Below are 19,553 nucleotides of genomic sequence, written 5' to 3'. Positions count from 1 at the left end.
GACGAATTATGGCTTATCAATCTCAGGACATCATCCGTCGTTCCGCTACTAACGGCTTTACCCCCGCGCCTCAGGCGCGGGATCATCAACATGAAGTCGCCAAACTCATTGACGTCACAACCTGTATTGGTTGTAAGGCATGTCAGGTAGCCTGTTCAGAGTGGAATGACATCCGTGATACGGTCGGAACCAACGTGGGTGTCTACGACAACCCGGCGGATTTAACTGCCAAATCATGGACTGTTATGCGCTTTTCTGAAGTGGAGCAGAACGACAAACTGGAGTGGCTTATCCGCAAGGATGGCTGCATGCACTGTGCAGATCCGGGGTGTTTAAAAGCCTGCCCATCAGAAGGTGCGATCATTCAATATGCCAACGGCATCGTTGATTTCCAGTCTGAGCAATGTATTGGCTGTGGCTACTGCATTGCTGGTTGTCCATTCAACGTACCGCGTATGAATCCTGAAGATAACCGGGTCTACAAATGTACGCTATGTGTAGACCGTGTGGTTGTTGGCCAGGAACCGGCCTGTGTTAAAACCTGTCCAACCGGAGCCATTCATTTTGGTACCAAAGAGGACATGAAGGACCTGGCCGGGGAACGCGTCGCTGAACTGAAGACGCGTGGCTTTGAAAATGCCGGGCTGTATGACCCTGCCGGGGTGGGTGGCACCCATGTCATGTATGTCCTGCACCATGCGGATAAACCAACGCTTTACCATGGTTTACCGGAAGATCCTGCCATCAGCCCGACCGTTAATTTCTGGAAAGGCATCTGGAAACCACTGGCTGCCGTCGGCTTTGCGGTGACATTTGCCGCCAGTATTTTCCACTACGTAGGGGTTGGCCCGAACCGTGCCGATGAAGAAGAGGACGAACACGAGGCTGATAAACCGGACGATAAAAAGCAGCACCATGATGATGAGGTGCAGAAATGAAAAAACAAGTGAAGATTCAACGCTACAGTGCACCAGAGCGTATCAACCACTGGATCACGGCGTTCTGCTTTATTCTGGCAGCCGTCAGTGGGCTGGGATTCTTTTTCCCCTCCTTTAACTGGTTGATGAACATTCTCGGTACGCCACAGCTGGCACGTATTCTCCACCCCTTTGTCGGGGTGGTGATGTTCGCGTCATTTATCATTATGTTTTTCCGTTACTGGCACCACAACCTGATTAACAAAGAAGACATTCTGTGGGCAAAAAATATCCATAAAATTGTCGTTAATGAGGAAGTGGGTGACACCGGGCGCTATAACTTCGGTCAGAAATGTGTCTTCTGGGCGGCGATTATTTTCCTGGTGTTGCTGCTGGCAAGCGGGGTCATCATTTGGCGTCCGTATTTTGCGCCTGCTTTCCCTATTCCGATTATCCGTATTGCGTTATTGGTACATTCATTTGCCGCAGTAGCCTTGATAGTGGTTATTATGGTGCATGTTTACGCCGCTTTGTGGGTAAAAGGAACCATCACCGCAATGGTGGAAGGATGGGTAACCTCAACCTGGGCGAAAAAACACCACCCGCGCTGGTATCGTGAGTTGCGCCAGAAACAGGATAAATCATCTGAATGAGTATTCGCATAATCCCGCAAGACAGGCTGGAAAAACGCGAAAAACATGCGGTGGAAGCTATTCCACCGCTGTTGTTTCCCAGACTGAAGAACCTCTATAACCGCCGGGCTGAACGTCTGCGTGCGCTGGCAACAGATAACCCTCTGGGTGATTATCTGCGCTTTGCTGCACTGATTGCCCATGCCCAGGAAGTGGTTCTCTATGACCACCCACTGGAGATGGACTTAACAGCACTGATTGCTGGATCAGCACAGACAGGCCAACCCCCTCTCGATCTGCATATTTTGCCACGTGACCCACACTGGCAACGCCTGCTGCTTTCGCTGATTGCTGAACTGAAACCAGAAATGAGCGGTCAGGCATTAGTCGTTATTGAAAACCTTGAAAAATCCTCTTCCCAGGAAAGGGAAGAGATGGCAACGGCACTCTTAAATAGTGACTTTGCCAGGGTAGGCAGTGATAAAGCCCCCTTTATTTGGGCGGCGTTGTCACTTTACTGGGCACAAATGGCCAGCCTCATTCCCGGCAAAGCAAAAGCGGAATACGGTGAGCAGCGTCAGTTCTGCCCCGTATGCGGTTCAATGCCGGTCTCCAGCATGGTGCATATCGGCAGTAATAATGCATTACGCTACTTGCACTGTAACCTGTGTGAGACTGAATGGCATGTGGTACGCATCAAGTGCAGTAACTGTGAACAAACCCGGGACTTAAACTACTGGTCACTGGACAGTGAGCAATCCGCCGTCAAGGCAGAAAGCTGTGGTGACTGTGGTACCTATCTGAAGATTTTCTATCAGGAAAAGGATGCCGGTGTAGAGGCGGTTGCGGACGATTTAGCCTCATTAGTGCTGGATGCGCGTATGGAACAAGAAGGCTTTGCCCGTAGCAGTATTAATCCGTTCTTATTCCCTGGTGACAACGAATAAGCCAGCCCCACGATGAAGCAGCACTAACACCAGGTGCTGCTTTCTCTTCCTGCAGAAATAGCCCCCAGCACCTGAATAAAAACCTTCCAGGGATGGCTAAAACCTCTTTAAAACCTGCATAAAAAGGCAGGTGACATCATGTTTATTCTGAATTAACGTGTAATATAGTATTAAACACCCTATATTTTCTTACACAATCATTGGGACTATTAAGGAAACCCGGTATAATGCGCACCGCCTCCATGTAGCAATGAAGGCTCGGAAGATCGTCGCCTCCGGTGAGGCGGCTGGATTTCAAATCCAGTGGGTGCCGCCAGCGGTGCCGGGCAGGTTCGACTCCTGTGATCTTCCGCCAGTTTCACTCTCCTGAACACCACCATACTCAATAAATCCCCTTATGCTATCTGTCATTGCAATCAGTAATTGTTTTCCTGAGGCCATCCCATTCCCCTCAAAATCACTACGTTCTGGAGTGTCTGCTCCTTTCTAAAATGAAACAGCCATCATTAGATTTTCCACCTTTACATTTGCAGGCAAACTGAATTAAAGGGGGATTACCTGGTTGCAGTACGAAAGATAAGCCCCCTGAAAAGTTTAGCCACAGAACCTGTGGTTGAATGCCATATCGGCCATTTTGTCATCACGGGCTTATGGCGATAACTCATTTAACCAATATAAAATATGACTATTAAATCAATCTATTAACGATGACTCCTGTAAGCCGTCGGTCGTTATCCTCATGCGTCCAGGAGTGTCTAAAAATCCTTTATATTCATTCAGTACGGTGAGTTCATCAATCTATTGAAAAAATGGGCGTATGACGTCAATATGACGTTGTATTTCCTGCCGCCATATAGCTCTGGTACGACGCCCATAGACAGAACCGTTATGGAAAATGATAAATGAAAATAAACACGTGAAAAATAATTGTTGAACTCAGAAGACAAATGATTCTCCTGTGTCTATTTTTATCTTTCAGAGACGGTCCTGCCATGAACAGGTGACACCCTGAAAAATTATAATTTACAATTGTTTTTCAAATAGTTAAGTCATGATGTTGCAAATCATCAATTATATAACAGTCAATATTTAAGGCTAATACCTATGATGTCAGCGAGATGGATTCAGGCTTGTTCTATTTTGATCATATTTTTCTTCTGCATCATAAAGGCTAATGCTTCGACAGTATGCCCTCCCCCAACAGGAAAGGTGGTGTTATTGTTACAAGCGGCTGATAAAACAACACAGTCATGTGATATGGCTGATTTTGATCGTCTTCCTCAGCATACTATCGAAACCAGCCTGCCTGCGGGGCTTGATATCACAGGAAAAAACAAGTGGAGTGGTGTTTACCTGGCGGATATTGCCCGGCAGTTAGGCGCACAGCCAGAGTCAAGCATTGAGTTAATTGCCTTAAATGACTATATCATTACCATCCCGATGAGCGACGTGCTCATCTATAATCCCGTACTGGCCTCACGTTTTAATGGCGATCTCATACCAATACGCAGCAAAGGGCCTTTTATTCTAATCTACCCCTTTGACCAACATAGTGAAATCAACACGGCTAAATATCAGGATTATACTATTTGGATGGTCCATGAAATACTCATTAAATAGCTATGAAATTGCGTATGAATATAAGAAATTACGTAAACGGAAATATATTATTCGTTGGTTGCTGGGTGCCTCTTTTTTTCTCCTAATCATCACGTTTATTTCACTTTGGCTGGCAATGCAGCAAGCACATATATTCTCTAAAGTGCGTTATAATGCAGAGACTTGGTATATCAGTAATGTCAGTAGTGAACTGTATCGTTTAATGCTCTCTGCATATGAAACTGAATCTAAAATTAAGGCGGAGGGCAAAGATGACCTTGCCCTCCGGTTAGATGTACTCTACGGCGTATTGGATAACAGCGCTGCTATATTACATACGGAAAAACAATCGTTTGTCGAGCTTCCTGATGTCCAGCGTGTTTTGACTGAACTCAGGACAGCCGTGGTGCGCTGGAGTGATCTGGTCGCACAGGCCTCTAATGAGCAAGCGATTAGGCAAGTATCAGAAACTATTATTCGCGAGTCCCGGCCATTACGTCAGAAGATTAACGTGGTGGTATCTAAAGTTAACCAGACCTATAACCAACAAGAGGTTGAAAACAAATACTGGCTGGGTGATCTATTTTCTATATTCAGTCTGACACTATTCCTCCTGTTAATTGGGGTAATGGCTTTTATCTGGCGGGTGTTCAGGGACGGGCAGATCACCGAAAATATCACTGAAATGCTACGGGCCGCGAATCACAATCTGGAAGATCGCATAGAAGAAAGAACTATTGCATTACAAAGACTTGCCAGTATTGATGAGTTAACAGGAACCTACAACCGACGTGCTTTTTTTGAACGCGCAGAATTTTTGCGTGTCCAGTGTAATCTCAATAATGTGAAATATGGTGTATTGATGCTTGATATCGATCACTTTAAAAATGTTAATGACCAGCATGGGCACTTAGTGGGAGACGAGGTGATTAAACGCGTGGCGGCTATGATGGGTGACGCACTACGCAAATCGGATATTTTCGGGCGGGTGGGTGGGGAAGAATTCGCTGCTATCTTACCAGTTGCAGGTGACCATGAGCTGCTTGAAGTGGCTAATCGTATGTGTGATGTTATTGCCAGCACCCCCATTCGCATAGACCCGCTGCAGGAACTTCAGGTGACCGTATCTATCGGGGTGACCATGTGGGATAATCCCGAAAAAACATTAACTCAGCTCTTGTCCCAGGCGGATATAGCCTTATACCAGGCTAAAGAAAATGGGCGAAACAGTGTTAACCTATTCAAGCAGCCATAATCATTTTCTTCATGGGGAATCCTGTTGGAATTAATTCATCAGCCGATTGCATAAAAATGCATTTGAATAATAAAAACAGGGGCAAGCTGAGATAAAATATATTAATAATCAAAGAAAAATCCCCCCCCTCAGTCAATCACCGAATTGAGTAATGCTTTAGCATAGGGATGTTCAATAGTGCTTAAGTCATTAATTGAACTCTGTGCCACAATTGAATGCTCATTAAAAAATAAAACACGCTGGCAAAAATAACACAGCGTTTGAATATTATGAGTGATGAAAAAATAACTTAACCTAAATTCTTGTTTTAACTCTTCTAATAAATCAAGTATTTGTACTTGTGCGGGAATATCTAATGAGCTCACGGCCTCATCTAGAATAATAAGCGAAGGATGTGTGGCCAGCGCCCTGGCAATACAAACACGCTGTGACTGCCCGCCGGATAATTCATGAGGGTATCTGGTCATCAAGTCTGGCGACAGCCCCACCTTTTTTAGCAGGCCAGCAACCTGATCACGTAGTAATAATGGCGGTAAATAGTTTTGCTGAGACAAAGGTTCGCTGATCATTGAATAGACCGTCATTGTCGGATTAACTGAAGTGGTATAGTCTTGAAAAACAATACTTAACTGTTGATGACGGTGCTGTCGATAGTGCAGCGATTTACCGTTCAACAACACATTACCACTGTCGGGCCTTTCAATGCCGCTGATAATTCTGGCTAATGTACTTTTACCACTACCGCTTTCACCCACTAATCCCAGACTTTCACCTTTTTCCAGAGTGAAGCTGACATTATCCAGCACTTTTTGTTTCTGACGCCGCCAACCTTTTGATCGTGTGTAGGTTTTATACACCTCTTCAACGTGAAGTAGCATGAGATGCTCTCCCCATAATGGTATTGAACCTTAACGATAAACGTTTCCGGGTATCAAGAAGAAAACGCGTATAACTGTGCTGTGGCGCTTCCCATAGAAACTCCGTTTTTTGATATTCCACAATGCGTCCTTGGTAAATAACAGCAATATCATCAGCGATATTACGAACCACGCCTAAATCATGGCTGATAAGTACCAAGGTACTTTGTCGCTCTGCTGCCAGTAATTTAAACTGAGACAAAATATCCGATTGTGTTATTGAATCTAATGCGGTCGTCGGCTCATCGGCGATAACCAGTGACGGTTTTAATGCCAATGTCATTGCAATCATCATCCGCTGCAATTGCCCGCCACTAAGCTGGTGAGGTAAACAAGTGAGCTTCTGTTCCGGCACCTTGATATTGACGCGTGCCAGACACTGACATGCCAGCTGAAAGCAAGCATCCCGATTTATATTGGTATGATATTGTAACGTTTCTATAAACTGATCTTTCAATGTCATTAAAGGATCAAACGCACCCATTGAATCTTGAATAATCAGGCTAATATCTTTACCTCGTGTCTGCTGCCATTGATATTTATTGTTTTTCAGCAAGTCCCTGCCACGAAATAAAACACGTCCGTGGGCATGTAAGCCAGCGGGTAATAACCCCATGATAGCTTTCGCCATCAGGCTCTTGCCGCTACCACTTTCTCCGACAATGCCTAACGTCCGGTAACGTGAAATAGTGAATGAAGCCGGCTGGAGCAGTGTGTTCCCGGCATTATCTGTGACTGATAAATTATCGACCGTGAGTATATCAGTCATCAGTTTTGTTCTCCTGGCAGGAGATATGACTGTACCTGTTTGCGGGATCCGCGATATCACGTAAAAAATCACCTAAACCATTAAATGCAGCAACGACGATAACAATAGCCAACCCGGCTGGTAACATTAATTCAGGGTGGAATATCATCACATTTTTTGCCTCACTGAGCATGTTGCCCCATTCCGGCGTAGGGGCTTGTACCCCCAGCCCAAGAAATGACAAAGCTGAAATCATCAAGATAACGCTGCCAATGTCAGAGGTCGCAAGAATGGTTATTTCGGCCATTGTCATCGGCAGGATATGTTTTTTCAGTATATGCCCTGGTGATGCACCAATGACCTGAGCATAACGTACATAATTACGATGGGTATACTGGATAACCGTCCCCCGGATCATACGGGCGTACCATGACCATTTAACCAGAACAATTGCCAATAAAATATTTTCAATACCTGGCCCTAAGACACCAACCAGTGCGAGAATCATAACCTCACCAGGAAAAGAGAGCATCACATCGCATAATCGCATCAGAAACTCATCCGTTTTCCCGCCAAAAACCCCCGCAATCATACCAATAAGGCATCCGAATAATAATGTAAGGGCCATGGCAAGTAGAGCATAAAAAACCGTTGTCCGGATTCCAAACAGTAAGCGGGATAAGATACAACGCCCAAGATTGTCAGTACCGAGCGGGTAGGAAAAACTACTACCTTGGTACTTCATGCGGATAGAAGTTTCAATCGGGTCATGGGGGGCCAGCCAGGGGGCCAGAATACCCGCAACAATCACAATAATAACGATGGCAAAACAGATTTGTGCAAAACCATCACGCCGTAATTGTTGAATAAAAATGGATATCATCCTTTACCTCGTTAAACGTGGGTCGAGGTATTGCTGTAGTAAGTCAGCAACAAAATTAAATACCAAAAATAACAAGGCCATCAGTAAAATATAAGCTTGTATAACAGGATAATCACGACCAAAGATAGCATTGATACATAACCGCCCTATTCCTGGCCAGGCAAATATATTTTCTATGACTACAGTCCCGGCAATCAATTTAGGGATACTCATGCCTATAGCAATCAGTGAAGTATGTAATGAATTGGGTAGCACGTGTTTCCGTAAAATAATATTCTCTGGCAATCCTCTCGCCCTGGCATAGAATACATAAGGTTGCTGTAGTTGATGCAACATAGTACCGCGAATTAAACGAATATAAGTTCCGATATATCCCAGAGAAAGTGTCAGTGCAGGTAAAACCACTGATTTATAGGTCATCATGCCGCTAACAGGGAATAAATCGAGTTTAACTGCCAGTGCCCAGATAAGTAGTAACCCTAGCCAGTAATTAGGTATGGCAGTAAAAATAAATACGATACCACGTATTACTTTATCCACCCACGTGTCCTGAGTAAATACGCATAGAAATGAGAGCAGCAAAGAAATTATCACGATAAAAAACAGGCTGACGATGGCTAACCAGAGTGTGGCAGGTAACGTGGTAAGTATTTCATGTAATACAGGTGTGCGGGTAAGAAATGACTGCCCAAAATCAAGATGCATGACATTCCATAGCCAGTCAAAATATCGAGTCAGGAAAGGTCTATCCAGCCCTAACTCCTGTCTCATCAAAGAGATTGCCTGATCTGTCGGAACCACTTCATTAATACGCAGGGCAACCTCAGCGGGATCCGATGGTGTTAAATTCAACAACAAAAATGCAATAAATGAGATAACCAGCATCAGGGGTAACATAATGAACAAACGTAGTAAAAAATACTTGCTCATTATATATACCTCTGTGCCAGTAGGAAGAAACTCGCCTTCCTAATCATTAATGACTGAATGACATTTTTTCAAATGGGATCTCATATTGGGAAGGATTAAATCCAACATGTTCGAGCTCACTGCTATAAATCGCCTTCGTCCTTGAATAGGTTAATGGGATATAGACAGCTTCATCTGCCAGTATCGTGAACAACTGGGTATAGAGTTTCTGGCGCCGTTCATTATCTGGCGTTATCAGCAGCTCATTAATAATGTCATCTATTTCTGCTTTATTTTTAAGGCCCTTCTGTCCTTGATAATCGGCATGAGCGGGGATGCGGAAAGAGGACACAAATGATGCCGGATCATAAGGTGTTCCCCAGGATAGTGAATATTGCAGGTCGAAATTACCGTTTTTCTGGCGGTCAAGAAAAGCTTGTTTTTCCTCTCCCAGAATGGTCAATTTTACACCGATTTTTTTAAAGTCATCCTGTATAAGTTCTGCAATATCTTTTTCAGCAGCATTATTAACATTGTAAGATAATATTAATTCAAGCTGTTTACCCTCTTTTTCACGAATACCGCTACCATTAACTAAAACCCAGCCTGACTCATCCAATAATTTTCTGGCCTTATCTTGATCAAAAGAATATACAGGCAAATCTATATCACTATACGGAACCGTTCTGGCCATTAAAGTATCCGCAACCGTCTCACTGTTATCGAAAATACCGCTGGCGATACCCTCTTTATCTACTGCATATTCCAGAGCCTGACGCACTTTTTTATCGCTGGTGATAGGACGACTACTGTTAAGAACAATGGCGCGTGAAGCAACAGGAGCACTCATGAGTGTTTTCAGCTTTCCTGATGTTTGCAGTGCTTCAAATGAATCCATGTCAAACATATCCCCATCAGCACCAAAAATTAGCTGAATATCCCCTTTCTGTAATGACAACAGTAACGTCTGGCGATCAGGAATCACCTTCCAGACTACACTATTTAATGCGGGTTTTTCTCCCCAGTAATTTGGGTTTACGTCAAAACGTGCATATTGATTTTTTTTATGCTCCGTAAGTATCCATGGACCTGTCCCTGCATAGCTACTTACACCATTTAATGTTTTTCCATGAATAAATGATTTCGGTGAAATAAAACGGAAAGGACGTGTTAACCCTAATTCAGTCAGGGTTGGGTAGTAAGGATTTTTTAATTTCAGTTCTACAGTATAATCATCAATGACATGAACATTATCAATTTGACGAACCAATTCTAACCAGGCATGGCGCGAAAAATTTTCAATGATAGCATCAATGTTTAATTTAACAGCATGGGCATTAAATGGCTCACCATCAGTAAATTTCACATCATGCCGCAGATGAAATGTATAAGTTTTTCCATCAGGCGAAATGTCCCAGCTCTTCGCCAGAAATGGTTTTACACCATCATCAGTATTCACAACCAACGATTCAAAAACCATATTTTGCGCTGCCATTTCACCGGAATACAAATGGGGATTAATATCACGAATATCTTTGGTACTGGCGTAATCTAATTCATTATTTTTGGCATCAGCCTGGACAACAGAACTAAATGCAAAAATAAACATCATTACAAATGACACAAAATATTTTTTCATTCCGTTACCGGTTCCCATTAAATATTAATAATATATTTATTTTTCTGCAACGATCATAAACATGGGCGTTGAACCATAATTTATTTTTTCCTCATGATCCCATACTTTTTCACCAATATTGACATCAAACAAGCATTGCTTAAAGCCTGTATTCAGTAATACAGTAGCATCCCATTGAGGACGAAGCACTTTGCTTAACGGAAGTACTTCTGCTATTTGTGTCATCGTTACCGTATCGGTATTAATATAATGGTCTGGGATCCCCTGTTGCTGGGTGTTTTTTCTGTCCTGGTCAAATCCCGCTTTATATACCGAATCAAATAAATGCAGATACCAGTTAGCATCAAAATTAATCAGACGGCCATCTGTTTTTAAAACACGATACCATTCTTGATATGCTGCATCTGGTTTTTTTAAATTCCAGGTTACATTTCTGGTAATAATTAAATCAAATGAGTCATCATCAAATGGTAAGTTATGAACATCACACTCAACAAAATTAATATCGACATTGTAATGTAATGCATTAGTTTTGGCTTGTTCTAACATCCCAGTGGTAGCATCAACCGCAGTAACGATATGACCCGCCTGAGCCATAATAACAGCAAAAAAACCGGGACCGGTTCCAATGTCTAAAACACGAAGAGGCTTACTGTCTGGTGCATGGGAAAGTAATAAATTTTGCCAGACAGTCCTTTTTATACCGGCTAATTCTTCTTGGTTCGCCTCACTGTAACTCAGGGCTCGTTCATTCCAGTAACTTGTAACACTACATAATACTTGGTCTAAAGATTTTGATGACATTAACATAAGTGAACCCAGGTCATTTTCATTAATATGTATCTGATTAATATAATGCTATATTTTAATAATGAAAGATAGTATCCACCCATGCCCGGCCCTTTTGATGCCTCAGGTCAGATATGCCCCGACTGGGTTCGGTATATCCCGGGAGGCGGATAATTCAGATATTCATGTATCCAGTTCAGGTAATCTCCCTGCAGCCACCCCGCCACACCATTTTCTACACAGGATTTAATGCACAGCTAACAGGTGCGATGAACGCTTTATCAGCGTTATCAGAAACAGATAAAAATCATTGATAAACGGAGTATGGCGAAATTAACAAAAATGAGTCACTCATTTTTTAAAATATTCCAACATAATATTTTGATTTACGCCTGTATTGATGGCGTCTTCCCCACGACAAAATGCGGGGGTTCATCCACTGAACTCCCGCATTTTTATAGTGATGAACAGCAACGCGATGCCGTATTTACACTCGCTCAATAATCATCGCAATACCTTGGCCACCACCAATGCATAGTGTCGCCAGCCCAGTCGTTTTATCTCTGTTTTTCAATGCATGGACCAAGGTGACAAATATCCTGGCCCCACTCGCTCCCACAGGATGGCCCAAGGCAATAGCACCACCATTGACATTCACCCTGGCCGGGTCCATCGCTAAGTCACGCTGAACTGCCAGGTATTGTGCCGCAAAAGCTTCATTCGCTTCGATTAAGTCCAGATCAGAGAGCGTCATTGCTGCCAATTACGGCATCAGTATTACTACGGGCCTGACACTCTTTCAGTTCCAGCATAAAGATATCACCATCATTCCCTTTCAGGATCTCGCACTGGAGCGGGCGATATATTTGGTCACTGTTAAGGGACGTCACCAGCCTGAATGCGCCCAGGCTTTTGCCAATTTCATTTATCAACAAGCCCAGAACTTTTCCCCGAAATGAGAGACGACAGGTAAGTGGCAACACGCCTGTAACCTCTTATTGATAAATAGCTTCTTAAGAAATAACTGATTTCAAGAACACCTCATATCCCCTATGTTATGCCTCTACGGAGCAAGCCACGACCAGGCTGAAGACAGCAATGCCTGAGGGGGAAGACGGAGTATAAACAGGAAAGTTAAAATGTGTCAGGCCCATCAGCGCTGAAGATAGTGCTGTTGCTGCCCCCCATTTTTTGCCTCCATTTATGAACTATTCCCTGAAACCTGGCACTAAAATAACACGTACCAACCACTGAAAAACTGAGCACAGAGACAGTATTATGAAAAAAATGGTGAAGTCATTATATTCCCTTGGGTGGGCTATTTGCCTGGTGAGCGGTGCGGCGCAAGCGGCTGGCTGGCAAGATCAACTGAGTGATACCGCCTCCAGTCTGCTCGGCAATACACAGGGCAATAAACATGAGACAAGCACCTCTGATGGTGGCCTTTCCCTTGGAACCATCACACAGCTCCTTGGTGGTGATAATAATGCCGTTGCCTCAAGCAGCCTGACGAATGCCACAGGGGTATTGCAATATTGCATTCGTAATAATGTCGTCAATAATGCCAATAATTTAGCAGACCAACTCAAGTCTAAACTAGGCCTCACCAGTAGTGCTAAACCGTCAGAAAAAGCCAGTTATCAACAAGGTATTGCCGGGCTGCTGAATACCGGCAGCCAGCAAAAATTGGATCTGACTACGCTTGGAGAGACGGAATTAGGTAAGCAGCTAAAAACAAAAGTTTGTAATGTGGTGCTTGATCAGGGTAAGTCTTACCTCGGCCTTGGCTAATCAGCAACCGAATGTCACTGTGCGCCTGATGTTGCGCACAGTATTCATCCTGGCTATTCACTTAAATAGTGGTGTCGCAAGCGGGCACAGCACTCGCTATCCAGCTGGTAGTCATGGGCCAGCCAGGCTGCAGGGGAACCATAGCGCTCGTCGATGGCCTGCAACGCTGCACGTAAAAAATCCGGATTAGCCTGCAATAAATAAGAAAACTGCTGCAATGCCCTTCCACTGAGTGTATTACTGTGTTCTGCAATTACTTTTTCACGATATGGCGCTAACCGTAATTCAGTAAGAATATAATCCTCCATGATGGTGTCTTCTTCTGCTCCGAGCGCTAACAACACCAGCGCCGAGCCAACCCCGGTTCTGTCTTTTCCAAATGCGCAATGCTGCACAATTGCACCATCGGGCTGGGAGACCAGGCTGGCGGCTAAATTCCGGTAAGCGGGGTTAGCAAAAGGGAGCTGCCGATAAAATTCCGTCATCCAGGCTTTTGCATCAATATCTGCCAGTATGTCAGTGGTCAGTTTTTCGAGATTACCATTAATCAGCTGCTCTTCAGGGTTCGCAGGCACAGCCTGGTATGATACACCCGACCACAGTTTATCTGGTCTGGCTCTGCATTCTTCGGCATCCCGGTAATCCAGGATCACACGTAAAGGAATATCACTCAAAAGGACACAGTCCTGCTCAGAGAGTCCGTTCAGATCTCCGGCACGAAACAGCAGACCATGTTTGACAGATCGGCCATCAGCCGCAGGTAAACCGCCCAGAGAACGAAAATTAATGCCCCCTTCCAGCCCTGGATCACTAATGGGGTGACGGGCATCAGTTAATCTTGTCATGATGATCTTTTTCCTTTTATGTGTTTTCCCATGGCTTGTATTTACAGCCCACCCGTCCCTGAGGACAGGTGGGCCACAAACCGAATCAGAACTCCATTTTAACAGTGAATTGTACTTCCCGTGGATCACCAATTTGGTTAGAGAGGTTATTACTGGCAATAGACGAAGTATAATAGGTCTTATCAAACAGATTCTTAACATTCATTTGCAATGTGACTGGATACTTCAATTTCATTTTGTAAGCGGCAAAAGCATCAGCAACAAGGTATCCCGGCAGATGATAAGAAGCCTCGTTATTACCAGAACGACGGCTGACACCATGCCCGCCAGCGCCCAGAGTCAACGTATTTCCCATAAAGGCATTTTGAATATCGTAGGTCAGGAATAATGAACCGGTATGGCGTGGCACATTCGGCAGTGCTTTACCCTTGTAGTCCGGATCTTCCGTCACTTTTGCTGCCGTATAGCCATAGCTGGCGATAATATTGGTGTTAGTGGTTAACGAACCGGCAATATCAAACTCCACCCCTTGTGAACGCACCCGTCCTGCCGTTTTTGCCACAGTTTCACCATTCACGGTGTCGTTATAGAGCACATTGCGTTTATCAATATCAAATACTGATAAGTTGGCTGTCACTCCATCGAACAAATCAAATTTGGCACCCACTTCATAGGCTGTTGACGTTTCTGGTGGCAAGGAACCAATGTAGTTTGCAATGGAGTATTGAGGCATAAAGGAACGTGATACGTTACCAAACAGCGATACATTTGGTGTCAGCTTATAGACCAGACCAAATTTCGGCACCCACTGTTTGTCGGTGCTGTCAGTGTTGGTTCTGAACGGGCGACCTTTACCCGCGAGTTCTGTATAGTATTGATAACGTATCCCGGTGACGGCAATCCATTGGTCTGTCAGATAGAGGGCATCCTGCGCATAAGCAGAATAACTTTCTTGCTGAATGGTCTGGTCACTGTCTGAGGCTGCAACACTGGTACATTTGCCGATAGTGCCATAGACCGGGTTATAAATATTAAAGCCCTGGACGTTCTTACAACGGATCATATCGGTGCGTAACAGGTCGTAATATTCATACGAAACCCCCGTCAGGATCTCATTATAAAACCCGCCAATGACTACATTACCCTGCAGGTCAGCCCGAGTGGCATGCATGCGTTGGGTCGACCCTTGGGTCGCATCCACACGACGGGTTAAATTACCTGTCTTTTCATCATAGGCCATGACACGGGCCTGATTATCGTTATATTTGTCCTGGCTATAGCTATAGTCAAACTTTGCTGTCCAGGCACTATTAAAACGGTATTCACTATTCAGCTGGGCTAAATCAGATTCACCCTCAGTGATATTATACTTTTCATCAAAACGTGTTTTACGGTCGACATTAACGGGCTGCTGAGTGGTGAGATCGAAAATAGTCCCGCGATCAAATGGCGCGCTGTAAGAACGGTGCATATAGAGCACATTAACAGTACTGTTCTCACCGAACCACGTCAGAGATGGGGAGATAAACGTATTGCGGTTTTTCCCAAAATCACGCCAGTAATCTTCATCCTGATGCTCACCAATCAGCCGAAAAGCAAAAGGGGTCCCTTCAATTGGCCCGGTAACGTCAAATTTACCACTCCCGCCACCAAAACTGCTTGAAGTCGCCGAAATGGACCCTCCAAAGGTTCTTTCCGGGCGTTTAGTTACCACATTGATCAGCCCACCGGGGTCAAGAATACCGTACAGGGTAGAGGCTGGGCCTTTCAGCACTTCAACACGTGATGTTGCGGCATTAAAACTGCGTGGTAGTACTGTTTTAAGGCCGTTAGTCATCACCGATCCATCACGGTTAGAGCCAAAGCCACGACGCACATAAGCATCCTGAGTACCGCCAAGGGTATTGGTCTGTACGATATTACTGACGTTATACAGTGCTTCATCAAGTGAGGTTGAATTCTGATCTTCCAGCACTCTGTCACTGACAGTATTCACGACTTGCGGGATATCCAGCAATGGCATGTTGGTTAACGTTGCAGTAGATGAGTTCAGAGGTTGATAACCGGACGTGGCTTGATCCGCACTACCGCTATGAGCAATAACAGTAATGGTGTCAGCTTCATTCACCGCTTCTTTCTCTGTTTCCGCGGCATTGGCTGCCGGTATTACCGTGACACCTAAAAACAGAGCGGAGAATAATGCCCGCCCTTTCATCCCTGAAAAATAAGGAGTTAACTTTGCCATCTTGTCTTTATTCCGCAAAAAATACCCAGCCCAGAAATGGGAAGAGCACAGGTTTATCCTGGCTACTGCCCTGCTAGCCTGGCATGCCATTGTGTTTATTTCTTACCCACAAACGCCGCCAGACTTGTAATTGAGAATCATTCAACCATCTGGGTTTGTAGTAGTAAATGAAAAAATAATAAAGAAACTACAGTAACAACGCCTGAATAGACCCTGTATTTATTACGGAAAACAAACAATCAACCAATTGAAATAAATGAATATTTTCAAAAAAATAGCAAGATTGTTCATCTCATGGTTTTTTGTGTAGAAAACAGCCTGACTACAGACTACAAATGCTTGACTACTACGCCTTAACTTAGCAAGATCAAGGAAGCGAATGAGTTTTATTTTTATTTGTATTCTAAATCATTCAAGTTGCAGGCAGGCAGCAAGTGATTCGAGTGAGTGAACGCGGCTAACACAGGCGACTTGAAATATGATGCGTACAGAAATTGGCGAGTGCTGGCTTTTTCATATGGCAGCAACGCAGGAGTGAACATGCCAGAGCATGTGGAAAATACCCCTTATAGTATAGCGATTGAGCTGGAAAAACTTTCTGCTGGTTATCGCCACCATACCATTGTCGAAGATATCAGCCTGACTATCCCACACGGAAAAATGACGGTACTGGTCGGGGCGAATGGCTGTGGTAAATCAACACTACTGAGTACCATCGCACGAATGCTGAAACCGCTTGATGGCACCGTGTTGCTTGACGGTAAAGCGATTCACCAGCAGCCCACGAAGGCCGTCTCACGCCAGCTGGGTATTCTGCCTCAGTCCCCGCTCGTCCCGGAAGGGCTGACCGTGTTTGAACTGGTCTCACGTGGGCGCTTTCCCTGGCAGAATTTTCTCCAGCAATGGAGTGATGAAGATGAACAAGCGGTAGAGCAGGCATTACAGTTAACAGGTACGACTGAATTCGCCCATTTGCCCGTCGACAGCCTTTCCGGTGGTCAGCGCCAGCGTTGCTGGATAGCCATGGCTCTGGCACAGCAGACCCCTACTATCTTGCTGGATGAACCCACCACATTTCTCGACCTGCGATATCAGGTGGAGATTCTCGAACTGCTGCACTCACTGACCCGTCATCATGGCCGTACCGTGGTCGTGGTTCTCCATGACCTTAATTTTGCGATTAACTATGGCGACATGCTGGTCTTTCTCAAACAGGGAAAGGTGCAAGGCATTATTCAGGACGGAGAAAACTGTACCCCGGAGTTGATTAAAGCCGTGTTCGATGTTGATGTTCAAATGTCCATCAACCCGCTAACAGGTAAACCCTTTTTCCTGCCCTTTCCTGCCAGCGCCGGGCACAATAAATGACGACCCGACGCCTGCTCGCCCGTCATCGCCCCCGCCGCTTCACCCTTGCATTACCGGTGGCATTGCTCTTGCTCGGAATACTGGCGGTATTGCACCTCGGGATCGGTGCCAGAACCATTGGTCCGCGCACGGTACTTCAGGCGTTATTCTATTTTGATGCCAAAAACTTTGATCACCGGATTATTATTTCCCTGCGACTGCTACGCCTCACTGCGGCCTTACTGGTCGGCGCCGCCCTTGGTGTCGCGGGGGTGCTATTACAGGCCTTGATACGTAATCCACTCGGTGAACCCCATATTCTTGGGCTGAATGCTGGGGCTGCTTTTGCTGTCGTCTTATGTACGGCATTGGGTATCACATCAGCCAGCCAGTCATTCATTGCGGCTGCCGGGGCTGCGGTGTTGTTTTCTGCCGTGCTTGCCCTGTCTTCTGCTGGTCGAGGGGGATTAACACCACTGAAAATCATGCTCTGTGGCGTTGCGCTTTCAGCCATGGTCTCCTCCCTGACCGCCGCAATTTTGATTCTTGACGAACAGACCTTACTGGCCATGCGCACCTGGCTGGTGGGGGATTTAGCCGGACTACGCTGGGAAATGGTACACCGTGCATTAATGCCGTTGTTTGTGGGGATGATACTGGCGGTATCCATTGGGCCATCAATGAATATTCTGGCTCTTGGCGATAATATGGCCCGTGGTCTGGGCGTTAATCTACTACGGATTCGTATTATCGCTATGATATCCATTGCATTGCTTTGTGGGGTCGCCGTTTCCATCGTCGGACCTCTGGGGTTTATGGGTTTACTGGTACCCAATATCATTCGTCGTCTGGTAACGGATGATATTCGTTTGATGATCCCCCTGGCCGGGCTATTAGGCGCCATCATCTTGTTACTCGCCGATATTATTGCCCGCCTGTTACTGGCCCCTCAAGAGCTGGCAACAGGCATTATGACCGCCCTGGTTGGCGCACCGGTGTTTATCTTTATCGCTACAAGGTATTTAAAATGAGCCGCGCAATGCATCGTGCCGGGCTACGTTCTGTGCGCGTGGGCCGCCTCTCACGTATTGTACGACCAAGAACCCTTATCTACAGTCTGGTACTCGTGCTGCTCATCTGTGGCTTGCTGGTCTCTGGGATTTTACAAGGCTCTCTGCCAATCCCAACGTCAGACATTGGCCGGGCGCTGTTTTATCCGCAGACCCTGACACCAGAGCAGCACTATGTCGTCTGGGATGTCCGTCTGCCACGCCTGTTAATGGCGCTATTATGTGGGGCAATGTTAGGGCTTGCCGGTGCTGCCATGCAATCTATTACCCGTAATGGCCTGGCAGATCCCGGGCTTATCGGCGTAAAAGAGGGCTGTAGTGTCGTTATCCTCACTCTTATTCTGCTATTCCCCACACTGAATCTGGTATGGCGCCCCCTGGCTGGGGTAATAGGGGGCACCCTGGTCGCGCTGTTAGTGGTGCTACTGGCGCGGGATTTTTCCCGCCCTCGCTTTGTGCTGATCGGTATTGGGGTTTCATGGTTTTTCGCCGCCGGTATCGGTATTTTTATGACCACGGCGGATGTGCGTAATGTTCAGACCGCACTGATATGGATGTCCGGTAGCTTACAGGCCGCCACCTGGCCTTTGTTACTGGTGGCTCTCGTATGGCTGTTACCAGGCGCGGTTCTGTTATTCATCACGACCCGGGCTTCAGATGTGGCCCTGCTGGGTAACCATACCGCAACGGGTTTAGGGGTGCGTCTGCCGCACTTAGCCTTATTACGCTTTATCGCGCCAGTATTGCTGACCGCTGCCAGTGTCTCTTGTGTCGGCAGCCTGGGATTTGTCGGGTTGATGGCACCCCATATGGCACGTTTTTGGCTACGTGGTGGGCAGACGGCACTATTGTGGGGAAGTGCCCTGTTAGGGGCTCTGTTGGTACTGGTCACTGACACCCTTGGCCGGCTGGCCTTTGCCCCCTTGCAGATCCCTGCTGGCATTGTCATCGCCCTGGTGGGGGGGCCTTTCTTTCTATTGTTGCTCTGGCGTCGTCGGGATCGTTTGTAATTTTAAAGAG

General features: G+C 45.7%; 18 protein-coding genes, 1 tRNA gene and 1 pseudogene. 10 read left to right on the top strand and 10 right to left on the bottom strand.

Going from position 1 to position 19,553, the window contains the following annotated elements; translation table 11 throughout:
* Positions 1–8 precede the first annotated feature (8 nt).
* The 6 genes from fdxH to JK154_RS07160 all read left to right on the top strand — a co-directional run bounded on the left by fdxH (position 9) and on the right by JK154_RS07160 (position 5,350).
* Positions 9–938 carry a formate dehydrogenase subunit beta gene (fdxH, locus tag JK154_RS07185; protein ID WP_211991835.1) on the top strand — a complete coding sequence of 310 codons (930 nt, stop codon included), beginning with the start codon at positions 9–11 and terminating at the stop codon, positions 936–938.
* Complete coding sequence (fdoI, locus tag JK154_RS07180) at positions 935–1,570, top strand: formate dehydrogenase cytochrome b556 subunit (protein WP_211991834.1); 636 nt, start codon at positions 935–937, stop codon at positions 1,568–1,570. Before fdxH ends, fdoI begins: the two co-directional genes overlap by 4 nt.
* Complete coding sequence (gene fdhE, locus JK154_RS07175; RefSeq protein ID WP_211991833.1) at positions 1,567–2,496, top strand: formate dehydrogenase accessory protein FdhE; 930 nt, start codon at positions 1,567–1,569, stop codon at positions 2,494–2,496. The genes fdoI and fdhE overlap by 4 nt, the downstream gene beginning before the upstream one ends.
* Before the next feature lie 260 nt (positions 2,497–2,756).
* Positions 2,757–2,851, top strand: a tRNA-Sec gene (locus JK154_RS07170).
* A gap of 857 nt (positions 2,852–3,708) precedes the next feature.
* A complete protein-coding gene (locus tag JK154_RS07165; RefSeq protein WP_211991832.1) occupies positions 3,709–4,116 on the top strand; it encodes a hypothetical protein in 408 nt (135 codons plus the stop codon).
* Positions 4,097–5,350, top strand: a complete 1,254-nt coding sequence (locus JK154_RS07160; protein WP_211991831.1) for a GGDEF domain-containing protein — start codon at positions 4,097–4,099, stop codon at positions 5,348–5,350. The genes JK154_RS07165 and JK154_RS07160 overlap by 20 nt, the downstream gene beginning before the upstream one ends.
* A 128-nt stretch (positions 5,351–5,478) precedes the next feature.
* Here the strand turns inward: JK154_RS07160 and JK154_RS07155 are convergent, their stop codons facing one another.
* The 8 genes and pseudogenes from JK154_RS07155 to JK154_RS07120 all read right to left on the bottom strand — a co-directional run bounded on the left by JK154_RS07155 (position 5,479) and on the right by JK154_RS07120 (position 12,218).
* Positions 5,479–6,228, bottom strand: coding sequence for a dipeptide/oligopeptide/nickel ABC transporter ATP-binding protein (locus JK154_RS07155; protein WP_211991830.1), 750 nt, complete (start codon positions 6,226–6,228; stop codon positions 5,479–5,481).
* Entirely contained in the window at positions 6,212–7,036 is an 825-nt protein-coding gene (locus JK154_RS07150) for an ABC transporter ATP-binding protein (protein ID WP_211991829.1), read from the bottom strand. Before JK154_RS07150 ends, JK154_RS07155 begins: the two co-directional genes overlap by 17 nt.
* The gene (gene opp1C / locus JK154_RS07145; RefSeq protein WP_211991828.1) at positions 7,029–7,898 is read right to left on the bottom strand and encodes a nickel/cobalt ABC transporter permease; all 870 of its coding nucleotides are present in this window, start codon (positions 7,896–7,898) and stop codon (positions 7,029–7,031) included. The genes JK154_RS07150 and opp1C overlap by 8 nt, the downstream gene beginning before the upstream one ends.
* 3 nt (positions 7,899–7,901) lie before the next feature.
* Positions 7,902–8,828 carry a nickel/cobalt ABC transporter permease gene (gene opp1B / locus JK154_RS07140; protein WP_211991827.1) on the bottom strand — a complete coding sequence of 309 codons (927 nt, stop codon included), beginning with the start codon at positions 8,826–8,828 and terminating at the stop codon, positions 7,902–7,904.
* A gap of 46 nt (positions 8,829–8,874) precedes the next feature.
* On the bottom strand, positions 8,875–10,416 hold the full coding sequence (gene nikA / locus JK154_RS07135) for a nickel ABC transporter substrate-binding protein (protein WP_249215825.1): 1,542 nt from the start codon (positions 10,414–10,416) through the stop codon (positions 8,875–8,877).
* Positions 10,417–10,482: 66 nt separating this feature from the next.
* Positions 10,483–11,250, bottom strand: coding sequence for a class I SAM-dependent methyltransferase (locus tag JK154_RS07130; protein WP_211991984.1), 768 nt, complete (start codon positions 11,248–11,250; stop codon positions 10,483–10,485).
* Between the two features lie 472 nt (positions 11,251–11,722).
* Positions 11,723–11,989 (bottom strand): annotated as a pseudogene (locus JK154_RS07125) (acetyl-CoA C-acetyltransferase); the annotation flags it as partial.
* Positions 11,976–12,218, bottom strand: coding sequence for a hypothetical protein (locus JK154_RS07120; RefSeq protein ID WP_211991825.1), 243 nt, complete (start codon positions 12,216–12,218; stop codon positions 11,976–11,978). The pseudogene JK154_RS07125 and the gene JK154_RS07120, both read right to left, overlap by 14 nt.
* A gap of 304 nt (positions 12,219–12,522) precedes the next feature.
* Here JK154_RS07120 and JK154_RS07115 point away from each other — a divergent pair, with 304 nt between their 5' ends.
* Positions 12,523–13,026 carry a DUF2501 domain-containing protein gene (locus tag JK154_RS07115; RefSeq protein ID WP_211991824.1) on the top strand — a complete coding sequence of 168 codons (504 nt, stop codon included), beginning with the start codon at positions 12,523–12,525 and terminating at the stop codon, positions 13,024–13,026.
* Between the two features lie 53 nt (positions 13,027–13,079).
* Here JK154_RS07115 and JK154_RS07110 read toward each other — a convergent pair whose 3' ends face one another.
* Together JK154_RS07110 and JK154_RS07105 are read right to left on the bottom strand one after the other, a co-directional pair.
* Positions 13,080–13,871, bottom strand: a complete 792-nt coding sequence (locus JK154_RS07110) for a tyrosine-protein phosphatase (protein ID WP_211991823.1) — start codon at positions 13,869–13,871, stop codon at positions 13,080–13,082.
* A gap of 85 nt (positions 13,872–13,956) precedes the next feature.
* Positions 13,957–16,116 carry a TonB-dependent siderophore receptor gene (locus JK154_RS07105; protein ID WP_211991822.1) on the bottom strand — a complete coding sequence of 720 codons (2,160 nt, stop codon included), beginning with the start codon at positions 16,114–16,116 and terminating at the stop codon, positions 13,957–13,959.
* A 540-nt stretch (positions 16,117–16,656) separates the two neighbouring features.
* Between JK154_RS07105 and JK154_RS07100 the strand changes: the two genes are divergently transcribed.
* Genes JK154_RS07100 through JK154_RS07090 form a run of 3 tightly spaced genes read left to right on the top strand, consistent with a single transcriptional unit; the run spans position 16,657 to position 19,543 of the window.
* Positions 16,657–17,484, top strand: a complete 828-nt coding sequence (locus JK154_RS07100) for an ABC transporter ATP-binding protein (RefSeq protein WP_211991821.1) — start codon at positions 16,657–16,659, stop codon at positions 17,482–17,484.
* Positions 17,481–18,494 (top strand): iron ABC transporter permease, encoded by a 1,014-nt coding sequence (locus JK154_RS07095; protein WP_211991820.1) that lies wholly within the window; start codon positions 17,481–17,483, stop codon positions 18,492–18,494. The genes JK154_RS07100 and JK154_RS07095 overlap by 4 nt, the downstream gene beginning before the upstream one ends.
* Positions 18,491–19,543: an iron ABC transporter permease gene (locus JK154_RS07090; RefSeq protein WP_211991819.1), complete on the top strand. Its 1,053-nt coding sequence runs from the start codon at positions 18,491–18,493 to the stop codon at positions 19,541–19,543. The genes JK154_RS07095 and JK154_RS07090 overlap by 4 nt, the downstream gene beginning before the upstream one ends.
* Positions 19,544–19,553: the final 10 nt, after the last annotated feature.

It is taken from the genome of Citrobacter sp. JGM124, assembly GCF_018257795.1.
GTDB lineage: Bacteria > Pseudomonadota > Gammaproteobacteria > Enterobacterales > Enterobacteriaceae > JGM124.
This window is presented reverse-complemented; position numbering and strand designations above follow the sequence as displayed.

Bases quoted from the DNA above. Each gene is read 5' to 3' on its own strand.
- fdxH (WP_211991835.1), top strand. From the start codon at position 9: ATGGCTTATCAATCTCAGGACATCATCCGTCGTTCCGCTACTAACGGC.
- fdoI (WP_211991834.1), top strand. From the start codon at position 935: ATGAAAAAACAAGTGAAGATTCAACGCTACAGTGCACCAGAGCGTATC.
- fdhE (WP_211991833.1), top strand. From the start codon at position 1,567: ATGAGTATTCGCATAATCCCGCAAGACAGGCTGGAAAAACGCGAAAAA.
- JK154_RS07160 (WP_211991831.1), top strand. From the start codon at position 4,097: ATGAAATACTCATTAAATAGCTATGAAATTGCGTATGAATATAAGAAA.
- JK154_RS07155 (WP_211991830.1), bottom strand. From the start codon at position 6,228: ATGCTACTTCACGTTGAAGAGGTGTATAAAACCTACACACGATCAAAA.
- JK154_RS07150 (WP_211991829.1), bottom strand. From the start codon at position 7,036: ATGACTGATATACTCACGGTCGATAATTTATCAGTCACAGATAATGCC.
- opp1C (WP_211991828.1), bottom strand. From the start codon at position 7,898: ATGATATCCATTTTTATTCAACAATTACGGCGTGATGGTTTTGCACAA.
- opp1B (WP_211991827.1), bottom strand. From the start codon at position 8,828: ATGAGCAAGTATTTTTTACTACGTTTGTTCATTATGTTACCCCTGATG.
- nikA (WP_249215825.1), bottom strand. From the start codon at position 10,416: ATGTTTATTTTTGCATTTAGTTCTGTTGTCCAGGCTGATGCCAAAAAT.
- JK154_RS07130 (WP_211991984.1), bottom strand. From the start codon at position 11,250: ATGTCATCAAAATCTTTAGACCAAGTATTATGTAGTGTTACAAGTTAC.
- JK154_RS07115 (WP_211991824.1), top strand. From the start codon at position 12,523: ATGGTGAAGTCATTATATTCCCTTGGGTGGGCTATTTGCCTGGTGAGC.
- JK154_RS07110 (WP_211991823.1), bottom strand. From the start codon at position 13,871: ATGACAAGATTAACTGATGCCCGTCACCCCATTAGTGATCCAGGGCTG.
- JK154_RS07105 (WP_211991822.1), bottom strand. From the start codon at position 16,116: ATGGCAAAGTTAACTCCTTATTTTTCAGGGATGAAAGGGCGGGCATTA.
- JK154_RS07100 (WP_211991821.1), top strand. From the start codon at position 16,657: ATGCCAGAGCATGTGGAAAATACCCCTTATAGTATAGCGATTGAGCTG.
- JK154_RS07095 (WP_211991820.1), top strand. From the start codon at position 17,481: ATGACGACCCGACGCCTGCTCGCCCGTCATCGCCCCCGCCGCTTCACC.
- JK154_RS07090 (WP_211991819.1), top strand. From the start codon at position 18,491: ATGAGCCGCGCAATGCATCGTGCCGGGCTACGTTCTGTGCGCGTGGGC.